This window comes from Aquimarina mytili, from assembly GCF_016735115.1.
GTDB lineage: Bacteria > Bacteroidota > Bacteroidia > Flavobacteriales > Flavobacteriaceae > Aquimarina > Aquimarina mytili.
Genome location: NZ_JAERQJ010000014.1, coordinates 53,618 through 73,418 on the forward strand (window position 1 = coordinate 53,618; position 19,801 = coordinate 73,418).

Annotated in this window: 4 protein-coding genes; all 4 read left to right on the top strand. The window is 32.3% G+C overall.

What is annotated here, in order from left to right:
• The first annotated feature begins 2 nt into the window (after positions 1-2).
• Positions 3-8,930, top strand: a complete 8,928-nt coding sequence (locus JJQ60_RS20505) for a hybrid non-ribosomal peptide synthetase/type I polyketide synthase (RefSeq protein ID WP_201924396.1) — start codon at positions 3-5, stop codon at positions 8,928-8,930.
• A 52-nt stretch (positions 8,931-8,982) separates the two neighbouring features.
• Positions 8,983-10,845 carry an asparagine synthase (glutamine-hydrolyzing) gene (gene asnB / locus JJQ60_RS20510; protein ID WP_201924397.1) on the top strand — a complete coding sequence of 621 codons (1,863 nt, stop codon included), beginning with the start codon at positions 8,983-8,985 and terminating at the stop codon, positions 10,843-10,845.
• A 236-nt stretch (positions 10,846-11,081) separates the two neighbouring features.
• Positions 11,082-14,240, top strand: a complete 3,159-nt coding sequence (locus JJQ60_RS20515) for a non-ribosomal peptide synthetase (RefSeq protein ID WP_201924398.1) — start codon at positions 11,082-11,084, stop codon at positions 14,238-14,240.
• 108 nt (positions 14,241-14,348) lie between these two features.
• A partial coding sequence (locus tag JJQ60_RS20520) for a non-ribosomal peptide synthetase (RefSeq protein WP_201924399.1) occupies positions 14,349-19,801 on the top strand: 5,453 nt, incomplete at its 3' end.

Genomic DNA, 19,801 nt, shown 5'->3' on the forward strand with positions numbered 1-19,801 from the left:
ATATGAAAAAATATAACGGTGTAGAAATTGCCATTGTAGGAATGTCCGGGCAATTTCCAGGGGCAAAAGATATTGACCAATTTTGGGATAACCTAAAAAATGGAGTAGAATCAATAGGCTTTTTTACAGATGAAGAACTTAAAGAAGAAGATGAAGAAATTGAAACTATAAATAACCCTTCTTATGTAAAGGCGAATGCTTATTTAGAGGATAAACAATATTTTGATTCAGAGTTTTTTGGGTATACTCCATCTGAAGCAAAATTGATGGATCCTCAGGCAAGGTTATTTCATGAAAACTGTTGGAAAGCATTAGAAGACGCTGGATATGATATTACTACTAATACTGATAAGATAGGACTTTTTGCAGGAGCTTCTTCTAATGTAAATTGGCTGACTTATGCTTTGTTATCTAACATGGATAATAAAGTTAACAACTTTAATGCGTTTCATTTAAGAGATGTATCTTTTTTATGCTCAAGAGTTTCGTATTTGCTAAACTTACAAGGGCCTTCGGTATATATAAATACTGCATGCTCTACATCATTAGTAGCTATTCAACGAGCATGCATGAGTTTATTGTTGAGAGAATGTAAAATGGCTATTGCAGGTGGAATAACAATAAAAAACCATTCTAAAAAAGGATATTTCTATGAAGAAGGAATGATAGAATCATCTGATGGACATTGTAGAACGTTTGATGCAGATGCAGACGGAACAATTGGAGGAGAAGGTGTAGGAGTTATTGTATTAAAAAGACTGTCGGATGCTATAAAAGATGGCGATAATATCTACGCTGTTATTAAAGGAAGTGGAGTCAATAATGATGGTGATAATAAAATTGCTTATACAGCACCTAGTATTGACGGACAATCACAAGCGATTCATAAAGCCATGAGAATGGGGAAAGTAGAACCGCAAAGTATCAGCTATGTTGAAGCACACGGAACAGCTACTAAATTAGGAGACCCAATTGAAGTTGAGGCACTAACACACTCTTTTGGAAAGAGTGATGAGAAATATTGCGCTATAGGTTCGGTAAAAAGTAATATAGGCCATTTAGATATTGCTGCAGGAGTTGCCGGATTAATAAAAACTGCAATGTCGCTAAAAGATAAGTTAATACCGCCCTCTTTACATTTTAAAACACCTAATCCTAAGATAAATTTTTCAGAAAGCCCTTTTTATGTTAATACAGCATTGACGAAATGGAAAAATGATAAGTACCCACTAAGAGCGGGGGTAAGTTCTTTTGGTATTGGAGGTACAAATGCACATGTAATTTTAGAAGAGGCCCCAGAGATGATATCTTCTCCGGATAGTAGAGATTATCAAGTATTAACCTTCTCTGCTAAAACGACAACTGCTTTAGAGAGAAACCTACAGCGATTTTCAGAATTCATTAAAGAAAATAATGAACTAAAATTGTCTGATGTTGCGTATACATTGCAAACCGGACGAGCATCACTAGGATATAGAAAGACAATTGTTTGCAATGAAAAAGAAGATATTGCAGAGGCATTATCAAACCTAAAAATACAACACGTAGACAAATATCTTTCAAAAAAAGAAAGACCTAGCATTGTTTTTATGTTTTCAGGACAAGGTTCTCAATATGTTAATATGTGCCTTGACTTGTATAATAATGAAACAGCATTTAGAGAAAACTTAGATACGTGTTTCGAAGTTTTAGGACGTTTTACAGATAAAGATTTAAAAAGTATTTTATTTTCTGAGAATGAGACCGAAATAAATAATACAGAAAACGCCCAACCATTATTGTTTAGTATAGAGTATGCTCTTGCACAATTACTAATTTCTTGGGGTATTCAACCCGAAGCTATGGTTGGTCATAGTATTGGAGAATATGTAGCAGCGTGCTTAAGCGGTGTGTTTTCATTAGAAGATGCCTTGTTTTTGGTATTGAACAGAGGAGAACTAATGCAAAAAGCCTCTAAAGGTACGATGCTTAGCGTATCGATATCTGAAGAAAAACTACAGCCATATCTTTCACAAAATGATAGAATTTCTTTGGCAGCTGTAAATAGTTCAGACTTATGTGTACTATCAGGAACTCATGAAGAGATTGCAAAAATTAAGGCAGTTTTAGAGCATAAAGAATTTTCTTGTAAAGAATTGAGAACATCTCATGCATTTCATTCTCATATGATGGATGAAATTCTGGAAGAATTCCGTGCCATATTGGATAAAATAGAACTCAGTTCACCTCAAAAACCTTTTTATTCAAACCTAACAGGAGAATTAGTTTCTGATAATCAGGTTACTAATTCTGAGTATTGGGTAAAACATTTAAGGGGGACTGTTAAGTTTTCAAAATGTATAGAAAATTTAGCCAAAAAACAACAAACCTTATTTATAGAAGTTGGACCAGGTCGAGTATTAAGTTCATTAGTACGGTCTAATCCAGCAAGAAATAAAAATCAAGGAATTGTTAACCTGGTTAGACATTCTTCTGAAGAAACTAATGATCAGCGTTATTTATTATCAAGTATTGGAAGCATCTGGGAATATGGTGTAGAACCAGACTGGAAGACCCTATACCAAGATGAGACACGCTTAAAAGTATCTTTACCAACATATTCTTTTGATAAAGTGGCATACCCGACCAATGTGGATGCTTATAAAATGATGACCGAAATCTCGGGGGCAACCAATGCGAATAATGCTTCAATGTATTACGAGCCTTCTTGGAAGAAAGCATCAGTACCTAAAATCGATACTACTCAATCTGAAAATAAAGTAAATATCCTGTTTCTCGATGAGTTAGGTATTGGTGATGCATTACAAACGAAACTTGAGAAAAATTCAGATACTGTAATTGGTATTAAAAAAGCAGACAATTTTAGTATAGATACTTCAGGAACATACCACCTGAATCCTGAAAACAAAGAAAATATAGAACAACTTTTTTCTGATTTACATCAAAAAGGAATACATCCAGACAGAGTTTTATATGCTTGGCCTATCTCGGATGGTAAAAACGAACCCTCACTACAATATAAAATTGAAGAAACAAGTTTTTACACACTGTTTAATACCATCAAAAGCCTACATTCAAATTTCGATCTCGAAGAAAAAGAGCTTATTGTTCTAACAAATGATTTACATACAATTGTTGGAAATGAAGAAGGAAATTCTGAAGAAGGAATGCAACTTGGATTATTAAAAGTAATAGCACAAGAATATTCTGGAATTCTTACAGGTCATATTGATATCTCATTACATTCAAAAAATAAGGAAAAAGATGTTGAAAGATTATATCAAGAAATTTTATATAAAGAACAAGGGAAGAGTGTTGCACTAAGAAATGCAAATCGATGGGTACAAACCTACGAATCGATTAATGTAGATAATATAAAACCTGAAAGCGGATTTAAGAATAACGGGACGTATTTAATTACAGGTGGTCTTGGTAATTTAGGGTATACGCTTTCTAAATATCTACTTGAAAAATTTAAAGCAAAAGTAATACTCACAGGTCGAACAGAATTACCGAAAAGAAACGAGTGGAAAAAAATTGTAAATACGGGAGAAGCTAATGAATATCTTAAAACAAGAATTGAAAGATATCAAGAACTCGAAAAATTAGGTGGAGAAATAGAATATTATTCTTGTGATATTATAGATAAATCAGACTTTGAAAAACTAGTAGAAAATATTGAAAAAACTGAATTTATAGACGGTGTGATTCATGCAGCGGGAGTAATTCATGGAAATTCAATTAATCTAATAAAGCATCTGCAAAAAGAAGATTTTGAAGATCAATTCTTTGCCAAAACCATTGGTATAAAAGTTTTAGACGAAGTTTTTAAAGATAAAAACCTGGATTTTTGCCTGGTTATATCCTCGTTGTCATCTATTCTAGGAGGTTTAGGCTTTGCTGCTTATGCTTCGGCGAATAGTTTTATGGATTATTTTGTAAAAGAAAAGCTGTCTAGCGGAAATCTGGAAAACTGGCTTTGTGTAAACTTTGATGGCTTAAATTTTTCAGATAATTCATCTGATGATGCTAGCCTTGATGTAGGAGAAATATATGAAGCTATTGAACGTGTTTTATCCTTAAAAGATCTTCAACAAATTGTAGTTTCAAAAACTGATTTACAGCTTAGATTAAATGATTGGGTTAAACGAAATTCAGAAGAGACTCTTGAAGAAAGCGAAGCATCGTACATAGATACAAGTCTTCAAGATACAAATGTGTCATTAAATTCTCTTGAAGAAGGATTGATAAAATTGTGGGAGGACTTCTTCGGAAAATCTGTAGAAATAGAAGATAATTTCTTTGAAATAGGTGGGGATTCTCTGAAAGCACTAACGATGCTTAGAAGAATTCATAAAACGTTCAATGTAGAATTGTCAATTAAAGAATTCTTTGACTGCAGTACAGTACGCTTGGTTAGTCAATGTATCAGTACCAAAAAAACCGAATTAGAAAAACCGTCTAAAAATTATGTTAGCATTCCAAAAGTAGAGAAGAGTGAATACTATCATCTAAGTTCGGTACAGAGAAGACTTTATTTCCTTCATGAATATGCCAAAGATTCTTTAGCTTATAATTTACCTCAAATTGTAAAGTTAGAAGGAGATTTAGATACTGCACATTTTGAAGCGGTTTTTGAGAAACTTTTGCAGAGGCATGAAAGTTTCCGTACTTCTTTTTCATTGATTAATGGTGAACCAATGCAAAAAATAGAAGAGCGTACTGACTTTAAAATAACTCAATTTAAAGCAGGTTTAGATGAAATTCCTAAAATAATTAATGACTTTATCAGGCCATTTGATTTGAATGAGTCACCATTAATAAGAGTTGGACTTGTTCAAATAAATGAATCAGAACATATCTTAATGGTGGATATGCATCACATTATTACAGATGGTATATCTCAAGGGATATTGATTTCAGATTTCATGAAGTTATACAATAATGAAAGCTTACCTCCATTGCATTTTCAATACAAAGATTATGCACATTGGCAACATACCGAAGAGCAACAAGAGCGCATATCAAATCAAAAAGAGTTTTGGTTGCAACAATTCTCTGATGATATTATGCCGTTTGATTTACCTACAGATTTTATTCGACCACTTGAATCAAGTAATAAGGGAGAATCGGTATGGATAACGTTGGAGGAAAAAGAAATTGATGGTTTAGCAAAACTTGCAGATAAAGAGCGAGCGACTAATTATATGGTTTTACTGGCCGTATTTAATATTCTCCTTTCAAAGTTGAGCAATCAAGAGGATATCACAGTAGGATCTCCTGTTGCAGGTCGACAACATGCAGATTTTGATAACGTTATAGGAATGTTTGTAAACACCCTGTCGATTCGTAATTATCCAAAAGGAAATTACACCTTCAGAGAATTTCTTGCTGAGGTAAAACAGAGAGCGATCGCTTGTTTTGATAATCAGGATTATCCTTACGAAGAATTAGTAGAAGCTCTTAAAATAGACAGAGAAAAAGGTAGAAATCCATTATTTGATACCATGTTTGAGTATCAATTAAGTACTGAAGAAACACAACTTAAAATTCCTGATTTAGAATTGACCGTTTTTAATGGTGTTGATGAAAAAATTCTTAATGTATCTAAATTTGATCTTCTATTATCTGCAGTAGAAAATGGAGATCATCTAACACTTAAACTAGAATATTCATATGATCTTTTTAGACGCGAGACAGTAGAACGTTTCATAGCGTATTATAAAAAGATAATTAATCAGATTATAAATAATCCAGATTGCAAATTATCTGACGTAAAACTATTAGATGATAAAGAAGAAAATAAGCTTTTAAAGCTGTTGAACAATACCAAAAAGAAGTATCAGAAAGAAAATACTATTCTGGAACATTTTGAAAAGCAAGTGCAAGATGTGCCAAATCAAATTGCTATTCAATACAATGGCATAGATCTAACTTATAAAGAGTTGCAAAGCAAGTCAAATCAGATTTATGGGTATCTAAACGAAGAAAAAAATGTAAAAGCTGGCGATACGGTAGGAATTCTACTTGATCGCGATGAATACTTGATACCCGCTATTTTGGGAACATTAAAAACAGGAGCAGCATTTGTGCCAATAGATATAAAGCTTCCAGAAGAAAGAATACAGACTATTGTTGAGAGTGCTAATTTAAAAACAGTTTTAACCTGTAATAAAAGCCCATTGATAGCGTCGTTCCCAGATATTGTAAATCTTGATGAAGTAACGCAGGATTTAGCTTCATTTGAGAAACAATATATCAGTCATTCTGTAAAAAATACAGATGTAGCATATATTATTTACACCTCAGGATCAACTGGTAAACCTAAAGGTGTAATGATTGAGCATCAATCATTAATTAATTATATCAACTGGAGTGCAAAAGCCTATGTGAATAATGAAAAATCAACATTTGCACTGTTTACATCAATTTCTTTTGATTTAACGATCACTTCTATTTTTACACCTTTGTTTACGGGTAATAAAATGGTTTTATATCCCGAAAATGAAAATGAAATACTGGTAGAAAAAGTCTTTCTGGATAAAGAAGTAGATGTAATTAAACTAACACCTTCTCATTTAAAAATAATTAAAAATAGTACATGTTCTTCACTGAACACGACGCCTAAAAAACTAATTGTTGGAGGAGAGAATTTTGAAACTTCGTTGGCAAAATCTATTGATGAGCAATTTTCTAATCAAATGATTCAATATAATGAGTATGGTCCTACAGAAGCAACGGTAGGTTGTATGATTTATGAGTTTAATTCCAAAGAACAAACAAACTCCGTACCTATAGGCAAACCAATTGACAATATGCAGGTATATGTGTTAGATAAATATTTAAATCTGGTGCCCAAAGGAGTAGAAGGTGAACTCTATCTTTCCGGAGACGGAATATCAAAAGGATATTGGGGGAATGCAGATCTAACCAGCCAAAGGTTTTTAATAAATCCTTTTGCAAAGGGTAAGAAAATGTATCAGACTGGTGATATAGTAACACAGTTAGAAGATGGTAACCTGATATATAAAGGAAGAATAGATGACCAGGTAAAAATTAGAGGGTTTAGAATAGAACTGGGGGAAATAGAAGCTCAAATTGAAGCATATGAACACGTAAAAGAAGTATATGTTATTCCAAAAGAAATTCAGGGGGAACAAACTTTATTTGCGTATTATGTGGCCAGTCAAGAATTAGATGCATCAGAATTAAAGACACATTTGGCGAAGAGTTTACCAGAATATATGATTCCTGCTAATTGCATACAATTAGAAGAAATGCCATTAACGCAAAATGGTAAACTAGATAAAAAAGCGCTGCCAGATACAGCGATTAATAATGATTATATTTCTGCATCTACTACTCTTGAGAAGAACCTTGTAGAAGTATTTGCTAAAGTTCTAAAGCTGGATGAAGAATCGATTAGTACAAATAAGAGTTTCTTTGAATTAGGAGGAAACTCTATAAAAGTGATTCTTTTGATAAGCGCTATTAGAAAGCTAAATGCGGTAAAACTTAAGCTGAAAGATGTTTTTGATAATCCATCAATTCAAAAACTTGCTCAAGTAATAGAAAAAGCAACCGTGCAAAAAGAGAGCGTCATTCCGTCGATAGATAAAAAAGAGTATTATCCAACTTCTCCTGCTCAGGAAAGAATGTATTATCAGCAATCTTTGGATACTCAGGATTTAGGATGGAATATCTCTACTGCTTTGGAAATTAGTGATGAAAGTAGTACAGAAAAGCTTGAAGCTACATTTCAAAAACTAATTGATCGTCATGAATGTCTGAGAACAAGTTTTGTGTTAATAGAAGATGGTGTTGTACAAAAAGTAAATGAAGATGTGCGTTTTGAGCTTCAACAGTTAGAAGAAAACCAATTTGATAGGGTAGAAGAGGCTTTTTCAAGCTTTGTTCGTTCTTTTGATTTATCAGAGGCTTCATTATTTCGTTGTGCTTTATTAAAAAGAAAACAAGCTCCGGATCTTTTATTTATAGATGTTCATCATATTGTTTGCGATGGGATCTCACTGGATATTTTAATTAAAGATTTTACAGCATTATATTTTGAACAAAATCTTGATCCAATTGCCACCCGATATGTAGATTATGCTTCTTGGCAAAGAAACTCGAAGCATAAAATTGAAAAACAAGAAGGGTTTTGGAAGAATATGCTAAAAGGTAAATTACCCAGACTTGAATTACTAACACGTAAAGATCGGAACGAGGTAGGAACTTTTTATGTAGACGTTGATAGATTGGATATTACAGGCTCTTTATACACAGATATAAAAGAGAAAACACAGCAAGCTAAAGTATCCAACTTCATGTTTTTACTTTCGGTTTACTATATCTTATTATCAAAAATTTCGGGTAAAAGTGATGTTATTATTGGTACAGATGTACTAGGTAGAACACACACTTCTCTTAAAAACCTTGTGGGAACATTTGTAAATATTTTGCCATTACGAACAGATGTTAACGCTACCCTGTCTTACAAACAATTTTTAGAAGAAGTAAAAACAACCGTACTCGAAGCTTACGATAATCAAGATTTTCAATTTGATCAGATGGTTGATATAGTTGATAAAGAAGAGCGAGTAGTAAGAAACCCAATTGTAGATGTTCATTTTGCCGTTTCTGATACAGTTGAAGGTGATGAAGAGTTAGAAACGCTAAAGTTCAATCCTATATTAATTAATAGTGATACAAGAACTTCTCCTTATGAATTTAAAATTGAGGTAAGCGAAAGTAATCATCAGATGCATATCGATTTCATCTACTGTAAAGAGCTTTATGATACAGAAATGATACGTGTCTTAAAGGATTATTTCTCAAACATTCTAAATACAATTTTAGAAGACGATACAACTCAAATTCAGGATATTATGCTAGAGAAGCAAGTAATGGATTTTAGTTTTGAGTTTTAGTCAGTCAAAATCGATTTGAACATTAATTTATTAAAAAATACAACAAAAAATTATGTGCGGAATTTGTGGTTTTTTGAAATTCGATAGTGGAGTTTCAGGAGAAGATAATAGAATAATTGAAAATATGAATAATAAACTTATTCATAGAGGTCCGGATGCTCAGGATACATTGCTTTTTGATAATGTTGCTTTAGGATTTACCAGATTAAGTATTATCGGGTTAGAAAATGGGATGCAACCTATATATAACGAAGATGAGTCAATACTTGTGATATGTAATGGTGAAATCTTTAATTACATCGAGTTAAAAAAAGAGCTTAAAAATGCAGGGCATGTTTTTAGAACCGAATCTGATGTAGAAGTTATTGTTCATTTATACGAAACATATGGAACTGATTTCTTAGATAAGTTAAATGGTCAGTTTGCCTTTGCATTGTATGATACAAAAAGGAAAAGACTATTCTGCGCAAGAGATCAAATGGGTATTATTCCATTCTTTTACACCTTTGTCGAGAACACATTTATTTTTGGCTCAGAAATTAAAGCGATCCTAGAACACCCTCTTGTAAAAAGAGAAGTAGATTTAACTGGATTAGATCAGGTATTCACTTTTCCCGGGTTAGTAAGCCCAAGAACTATGTTTAAGAATATTAAAAGTCTCGAAAACGGACATTTTCTTTTAGTTGATGCCTATGGAGAAATAAAAGATGTTGAATATTGGGATTTGATTTATCCTGAGGGAGAAATGAAAATGAATGGTAAACCCGAAAAGGCTTATATAAATGAGTTAGAGGAGGTATTTAATAATGCAATCAATCTGAGATTAAGAGCCGATGTTCCTTCAGGCTTATACTTGAGCGGTGGATTAGATTCATCCATGATAACGGCAAAAGTGAATCAATTAGTTCCGGATATCAAGAAAGAAGCGTTTTCAATTGACTTTATCGATTCACAATATTCTGAATCTGTGTATCAAAAATTAATAGCCGAAGAAAGCAATGCAAAGCTCAATCAAAGAACATTTTTCTATGATGATATAAGTGAAAGACTACTACATTCTGTTTATCATAGTGAATGTCCAATAAAAGAAACTTATAATACAGCATCGTTATCATTGTCCGAGGCAGTTAGAGAAAAGGACATAAAAGTAATTCTCTCTGGCGAAGGTGCTGATGAGTTCTTTGCAGGATATGTAGGGTATAGGTTTGATAAAATGAAGGGATTAAATAGCACTCAAGATTCTATAGCTCCCGAAGAACGTGAATTGAGAAAAAAACTCTGGGGAGACGAATCTTTTTTCTATGAAAGAAATTACACCGAGTTTAATGCATTAAAAAAAGCATTGTACTCTGCAGATGTTAATGCTTCGTTTGACGAAATTAACTGTTTAAATCATACATTGATCAATACAGATCGTATAAAAAACAGAGATGTATTAAATAAAAGAGCATATATCGATTATAAAATGCGATTAGTAGATCATCTGGTTTCTGATCATGGTGATAGAATGGCCATGGCAAATTCAGTAGAAGTACGATATCCGTTTTTAGATAAAGAACTTATTAAGTATTCAACGCATTTACCTTCAGATTTAAAACTTAATGGATTTACCGAGAAATATATTTTGAAACAAATGGCTACTCGATTTTTGCCAAAAAAGGTTTTTGAAAGAGAAAAGTTTCATTTCATTGCTCCAGGAAGTCCTTATTTATTGCAAAAAAACATTGAATATATTAATGATCTTTTGTCTTACGATTTAATAAAGAAACAAGGATATTTTAATCCTGATGAAATCGAAAAACTTAAAAAGAAGTATAGCCAAGATGGATTTACAGTCAATGCTCCTTTTGAAAGTGATTTGTTAATTGTAGTCATCACCTTTGGAATGCTTCTAGACAAGTTTTTCGAATCTTAACTAACCTCTTTATTTGATTTAATATTCTGTAAGTGTAATAGATTTTTATAAAGAAATACTATTGCATCAACAGATTACCTTAAGAATGTGGCGAAGCTACTGTTCCTGCAGTAGTTTCTCGCTGCAATGGGGATTCCTATTCACAAAAACACGATAAAATAAGGAGTGAAACCAAAATTATTTCTTAAAAATACAAACCATATTCATAAACAATAATAACTGAAAAAAACACTGTTATGATTTTTCAAAACGAACTAATAAAAAGCTTTAAAACCTATCATAATCAAGTAGCTATAGATAATGGGGACACATTGGTAACATATGCCAATGTCTTGAAAATTGCAAATAAGATTACCACTATATTATTGAACAAGAAGATGCCTTCTGAAGCCTTTGTAGGGATACAGTTGACAGATAAAACAAATCTTATCTATTCTATTATAGGGGTATTAAATGCTAGAGGAGTCATTGTGCCTTTGGATGTTACAATGCCAGATTCCAGAATGGAAAATATTATAAAGGATTTGAATCTATCGTATATGATTACTTCCAAAGATAGTCCATTGGTAGAGAAACATTCTTCTGTAGAATACATTTTCATTGAAGATATATTGGATTCAGAAAACGAGAGTGATGAACAGAGCGTTCAATATCCAAAATATGATTCGCAAGATAGTGCTTATGTCTACTTTACTTCGGGAACCACAGGGAAACCCAAAGGCATAATAGGAAAGAACTGTAGTTTGTTACAATTTTTGAAATGGGAAATTGATACTTTTTCTATTGCTTCTGGCACCAGAGTGAGTCAGTTTATTAGTCCATATTTTGACGCTTTTCTTCGAGATGTTTTTGCTCCGTTATTAGCAGGAGGAACTATTTGTATACCACCAGCCGATGAAGATTTCTTTACACCAGAAAAAATGGTTGCTTGGATTGATAAAGCAAAAATTAACTTGATTCATTGTGTTCCAAGTTTATTTAGAGTGTTTAACAATGCGCAAATTACTGCCGATAATTTTACAACGCTTACCCATGTTTTAATGTCTGGAGAAAAAATCATTCCTTCAGAATTAGCAAATTGGTACACCGTGTTTAAATCAAGAATTCAGTTGGTTAACCTGTATGGTACTACAGAGACCACAATGATCAGAACTTCTTATAACATCAAACCAGAAGATGTTGAATTGCCAAAAATGCCAATAGGTTCTCCAATTAACGATACTCAACTTTTGGTGGCCGATGAAAATTTAAAACCTTGTAATCTCTTTGTACCTGGAGACTTGTACATTATTACTCCATATACAACCAAAGGATATTTAAACAATGACCAATTAAATACTGAGAAATTTTTAAAGGTAAATTCACCAACACTTGGAAAGGCTTTTGCTTTTAAAACAGGGGATAAAGCCAGAATGATGCCAGGAGGTGTTATCGACTTAATGGGACGTGAAGACAGGCAAGTAAAATTAAGAGGTATCAGAGTAGAATTGGATGAAATTGAGAACGTATTAACACAATCTGAATATGTTAAGAATGCAATAGTTATAAAACATTCTGATGATGAAACACCAGAAACCACAACAGATGCTTCTCATGGTACAGAATCTTTAATAGCATTTGTAATTAAGGACGATTCTGCAAGTCAGGTAGATTTTAAAGACACTGTTTTGGCCTATTTAAATGAAAATTTGCCTTCTTATATGATTCCTTCTGATGTTGTAGAAGTAACAGATTTTCCACTTTTAGAGAACGGAAAAGTTAATTATAATGGACTACTCGACTATTTGACAACCAATGAAATCGTACTTCCAGAAAATAAAACAGAATCAGAGCTTCTGGCAATTTGGAAAGAAATATTGGGCGATAAAGAAATATCAACAGATGATAGTTTTCATACTATAGGGGGAAATTCACTTGCTATCATGAGGTTGATTGGAAAGATTTACAAAGAATATAACGTTAGGATTTCTTTGAATGAAATGTTTAGCAATCTTACAATACAGAAACAAGCAAAGTATATAAATCAAGCCAATAAAGATAATATACTTACCATTACTAAAACAGAAGAAAAAGAGGCGTATAATTTAACAGCTGCTCAGGAGCGTATATATTATAACTATGAGCTGGATAAGAGTAGTACAGCGTTTAATCTTCCAATGTCATGGATGGTTAATGGGGATTTTGATAAGCAAAAATTACACAATGCTTTTTTGGCATTAATTGATAGACACGAAAGCTTACGAACGGGATTTAAATTTGTTGATGGAAAGCTTCAACAAGTTGTAAAAACATCGATTTCCTTTAATATCGAAGAAATTAATGCTACACAAGAAACGGCAAAACAAAAAATCATAGATTTTATACGACCATTTGATTTGGCAGAGGAACCCTTAATACGTTGTGGTCTTCTTACGATAGATAAAAACAAAACCATTATGGTTGTAGATATCCATCATATCGTATGTGATGGGATTTCTCAAAACAATGTATTCGGAGATTTGTTACAACTGTACAAAGGAGAAGAACTTATTCCATTACCACTACAGTATAAGGATTATGCAGAATGGGAGAGCGAATTTAAGATGACAGACGATTACATTTCACATCGAGAATTTTGGCTTAAAACCTTTGAAGGCAAGCTTCCAAAGCTTACTTTTCCTACAACGATTACCGATACAAAACAAGATACTAACAGAGGAGGAAATACTTCTTTCAAAATAGAAAAGAATGTATTGTCAAAAATTACAGATAACCTCAATAACAAGGAAATAACTACGTTTTCGGCATTATATTCATTGTTTCATTTATATCTATATCAATTTACTGCAGAAGAAGATATTGTGATTGGAATTAATACCTCTGGAAGACTTCAAGATGAACTTGAGGATGTAGTTGGGATGTTTACCAAAACCTTACCAGTTCGGTATAGGTTAAAGCCTCATATGAAATTTCATGATTATGTTAAAGAAATTCATCAATTGCTAATAGAGGCAAATAGTGCACAAATTTATGATTTATCAAACATCGTAAAAGATATCAATAATAGTAGAAAAACGACCATTGATAGTTTATTTGAGGTAATGTTGGTTTTCCAAAATTTTGAAGAGAAAAAAGTAGACTTGGATGAAGTAAACTTTTCTTCATACGAATTTGAAAATACAACGTATAAATACCCGATCACATTATTTGCTAGCGAAGGTGATGATGCAATGTTTTTCAGGATGGAGTACTCTGCTGCTCATTTTACTGCAGGGGATATAGATATTATTATAAATCAATTTAAGGAATTAGTAACCAAGGTTGCTGAAGACATAGATGCCGAAGTGATTCAATATATTGATAGTGAGTTTGCTGTAACTTCAATACAAGAAGAGGAAATCGCTTTTGATTTTTAACACAAAAAAGAATTACTGATTACTTCATTATAAATTCTACTTGTTTATCTATCTCAAAAAAAGATAAGAGGTATACATTTTATAGAAATACATTAAAAAATAAAGCTCATGTCAGCAAAGTCAAATTTAGATTTAGAAGCAATAAAAGCCAATAAAAATATTATGGTAAGGACCTATTGGAAAAATAGGTTAGAAGGAATGGAATGGAATGATTTTTTTGATCATAAAGTCCCTTCAGATGATATCAATGAAGGAACTCGAAAAACATACAAAACATGTAATACAGATAAAAAGTTATTTCAAAATTTAAATCGAATAGCTAGTACTTCTAAGGCAAAACATATGCTATTATTAGCGGGTTTAGAAGTTTTGGCATATAAATATTCTTCTCATAATGATATTTGCATATTTACGCCAACGTATTTGGAAAATAAGAATTCTGAAAAAGGACAATCAATAATTCCTTTGCGCATGAGTGATTTTGGAAATAAAACTTTTCCAGAATTTTTAATGGCTTTAAAGGATAATTTGATAAATGATACAGCGTATAGTAACTATCCTATAGATCGGATTTTGCAAAAGGATAGTGATGAGATAAAAGATATACCTACTGTAGGAATGCTTGTTCAAGGGGTTCAAGATGAAAATTTATTAAGCACTCTTCTGCCAGATATTCTATTTAAGTTTGAATTGAATGATACTATTGTATTATCATTAGAGTATAATGGTAGTAAGTACAATGAAAGGTATATAGCAGGTATAGTTGAGCACTACTTTAATCTTCTTTCAGAACTTTTGGCAAATAAAGAAAAGTCAATCAATTCGATCGAATTGATTTCTTCTAAGGATAAAAATAGGATTTTAGAAGAGTTTAATAATACCAAAATCTCATATCCTGAAGACAAAACGATTCTTGACTTTTTTAAAGCACAGACTCAAAATAAGCCTAATAACATTGCGATTCAAATTAATGATAAATGTTTGACGTATCAAGAACTCGATGAAAAGTCAAATCAAGTTGCAAATTTCATCAGTGAAAAGTACCCACAAAAAGGAAATGTCTTTGGGGTACAAATGGAGCGTTCGTTAGGATTGATGATTACAATTTTTGGAATTCTAAAATCAGGGAATATTTACTTGCCACTCTCTGAAAGTCATCCGACTGATAGGATTTTATACGCTTTAGAAAATAGTGAAGCAAAAGCTCTTTTTACGAAACCAGAATATTTTGAGAATTTTAATGATAAGATTGATTGTTTAAATCCTGTAGAGGCAAAAAAGTGCTCAAATGTATATGAAAACCTTGCGTTACCAAATGATGTTGCTTATATCATATATACATCAGGTTCTACAGGAAGACCTAAAGGAGTATTGATTAAACACACTTCTTTGGTGAACAGGTTGAACTGGATGCAAAACCAGTATCAATTAAACGAAAATGATGTAATTCTTCAGAAAACACCAATAGTTTTTGACGTATCGGTATGGGAGTTGTTTTGGTGGTCTATGTGCGGAGCAAAATTGGTGTTGGCCGATCCGGGAGCTGAAAAAGAACCACAGAAAATTTGTGAAATCATTGATAAGCAAAAAGTTACTACATTACATTTCGTTCCTTCGATGTTGAATGCCTTACTAGCATATTTATCAGAAGATGATCAGAAACATACCTTACAAAGTATAAAAAATCTATTTACTAGTGGAGAAGAACTTAAAGTTAACGATGCTAAAGGTTTTCTAGATTATTGTTCAAATGCAAGATTACATAACTTATATGGTCCAACAGAAGCTACTATTGATGTTTCATATCATCAAGTATCCAGAACCAGAAAGTACCGTTCAATTCCGATTGGAAAACCTATCGATAATACACAGTTATTCATACTCAATACAGAATTGCAACATCAACCGATTGGTATTCCTGGAGAATTGTTTATAGGAGGTGTTAATCTTTCACCCGGATATTGTAACCAACCAGAATTGACAAAAGAAAGATTTATAGAAAATCCTTTTGATGAACAATCAATACTTTATAAAACAGGTGATTTAGCGAGATGGTTACCCGATGGCGAAATAGAATTTTTAGGAAGAATTGATAATCAAGTTAAGATTAGAGGGAATAGAATTGAACTAGGAGAAATAGAATTAGCAATTCAATCATGCAAAGCAGTAAATAGTGCTGTTGTTTTAACAAAAGAGGCCCAAAGCGGGTTGCAACTGGTAGGCTATATTGTTACAAATCAAGAATATTCAGAAGATGATCTGAGAGAGGTCCTAGCATCTAAGTTACCGGAATATATGATTCCATCGTATTTCATAACTATAGATCAAATTCCAGTAACTGTAAACGGAAAAGTAGATAGAAATGCATTATTATCATTGAAATGGGAAAGTGAGAACGCATATGTTGCTCCCAAGACAGATCTGGAAAAAAAGCTTGAGTATTATTGGAAACAAACACTTGGGTTGGAAAAAGTAGGAATTCAAGACAACTTTTTTAGAACAGGAGGAGATTCTATACTCGCTATTAAACTAATCGGTACATTAAATAATGAGCTGTCTACTACAATAAGCATGGTAGATCTCTATGAAAATGACACCATTGAAAAAATGGCTTTGTTTATAGAGAATAGTAGTACAAATAATGCTCCAGAGTTGTATGAAGATGTAATCAAAGAAGTAGAGAACTTTGGAGAAACATACTTAAAAACGTATCCTAACGAACAGATTCAGACGGTTTTTCCGATGAGTGATATTGAAATGGCAATGTGTTTCATTCATAAATCTAGACCTAATGATATATTATACTTCGAGCAGTTGATGCAGCCAGTATTTTATAAAGATCTCAATCTTGAAATATTGCAAAGAGCTCTTGACCTTATGGTGGATAAACATGAGATCTTGAGAACTGGTTTTAATATGGAGAGGTTTGCACATATAGTGTATAAAAAAGTGGATACCAAAATTCAATTTTATGACTATAGTCAATATTCCAAAGAAGAGCAAAATCAAAAAATTAATGAGGATTTAGAAAAAAGCAGACCGGAACATTTTGATTTGAATGCAGAAAAACTTTGGAGGATTATTATTTATAAAATAGGAAAGGATCACCATGAAATCTTATTTGAGTATCATCATGCTATTATTGATGGTTGGAGTTTTGCCTCCTTATTAACCGAATGGAATAATACATACGTTGAGTTATTAAAGACAAACGTTTCAGAATTGCCTAAACTTCAAGCAAATTTTAAGGATTATATCGTACAAGAGCTTTTCAATAAAAAGAATGAAGAAACTAGAAATTTCTGGAAAGAAGAACTAAAAGATTATAAAAGGTTAAAGCTTAGTGCTGATAAAGGGGCCAGAGTGTTTAGATCTGTTAGAGATATTTATCCTCAGCAGTTATTGAAAGACTTAGAAAAAGCCGCTGAACAAGGAAATACAACAGTTAAAAATATGTTGCTTTCGGCCTATCTATATGCAATGAAAATACTTTCTGGAGAAAATGACTTGCTTGTTGGTTTAGTAACCTTTACAAGACCCTTAAAACCAGACGGAGAAAAAGTCTTAGGATGTTTCTTAAATACTATTCCTTTAAGAGTTCAGATACCACAGGATGTGACATGGAACGATTATATCGAACTGGTAGGCAAAAAAGTGTTAGAGGTTAAAAAATATGAGCACCTGTCATTATTTGAGATTAATCAACTTGTAGGAGGTAGTAATGAAGGTAATCCACTATTTGACACGTTCTTTAATTACATTAATTGGCACGTTAAGGAAGACATGTTATTTGAAAAATTTAGTGAGGATGAGAGTAACAGAATTGAATTTGATACTTTTTTAAGAGGAAATACATTTTTTGATGCAAACTATGACGTTACAAACGATAGAATTATTTGTATGCACGAATACTCTTCTCCTTTTATGACTAAGGAGATGTATGATCTTTATAATGATATATTTCTTAATGTATTATCCAGGATGGTTGAATCCCCTCAAGATACAATCTGTCCTCAAGACTTTTTATGGAGTCCAATAACCGATTTGGTAGAAGAGAAAATACAGGGTTATGTTCAAGAAAACTCAAACATAGAAAAGTTAATTCCAGCCACATATGCGCAGCAAGAACAGTGGTTAGATGGTATTGATGAAAAGCAAAATGCTAACTCTTCAAATGTCTCTGTTATAGTTGATTTTGAAGAAACTATAGAGGTTGATGTACTCAAAGAAAGTGTTAGAGAAGTTGCAAATACTCATGAAGCCCTAAGATCTCAATTAATTTTTAAAGGAGAACAATTATATCAAAGTATTAGTAGTACATATCATAATGAAATTGAAACTTTAATCTTTGAAAATGATAAGGATACTTCAGAGTTTATAAATTCAGTTTCGCAACATTTATTTAATTTAGTAGAACCTCTTTTTAAGATACGAGTATTACAGACAAAAGATGGTAATCATAAACTTTTAATGAGTTTTCATACTTCAATTATTGACTCTTTTTCAATACAAAAAATTGTTACAGAAATTGTTGAAACCTATGGTGTGTTACTCAAAAATGAGAATTTAACATCTAGTATTACTCCGGTAAATTATTCTGGTTTTACTTCTCTTCAAAAAGAGACATTGATGAAACTATATCCAAACACGATAGAGTTTTGGAAAAATCAATTACAAGAAAGTATAGAACCTGTAGAGTTACCAAAACAACTTTTAAAAGATAATCAAGAAGTGTATTCTGCTGGGAGTGTTGATGTTACTGTTTCAAAGTCCTTGATACAGAATGTGTTAAGATTTGCAGATTCAAATGGTGTAAGTACAAATGTAGTGTGTATGGCTGCGTATAAATTTTTGCTGCATAAATATAGTCGTCAACAAAACCTTACCATAGGAACCATCGAAAATAACAGGAGTTATGAAAGTTTAAAAAATGTGGTGGGAAGCATGGATAATATCATGCCGCTACAAAGTAAGATATCTGCAGAAAAAACATTTAATACATATGTTAAAGAGGTTAAAGAGTTTTATGAAAAAGGGCTTGACTATTTAGCAATGCCATTCAAAAAACTAATGGCAGAGCTTGATATGAGAAATCAAGTAACTACCAATACAGCTCAAATAAATGCTTTGTACTTTTTTGAAGAAGAAAAAGAAAATGTAGTTACGACCGAAGAAAATATAAAATATACGTGGTCACACAATTACTTAGATACGCAGGCTTCAGATATTTGTTTATGGTTAAAAGAGAAAAAAAATGACATTGAAGGGAAACTTGTTTTTGATTCTAGATGTTTTGATTCTGAATTTATTGAGTCTTTTGAGACCCGTTTTTCTAGTGTGTTATATGAATTAATTACTAACCCCGACATTCGTTTGTCCGAGATTGATATTTTATCAGAAGAGGAGCGTTTTAGGCTTAGTGAAGGTTTCAATGCTACTGGAGTTACTTTTCCAGAATATGATTCTGTTTTAGACATTTTTGATGCTCAGGTTAGTCAAAGCCCAGACCGTATTGCTGTTGTACATAGAGATGATACGTTAACATATGGAGATCTTTCTAG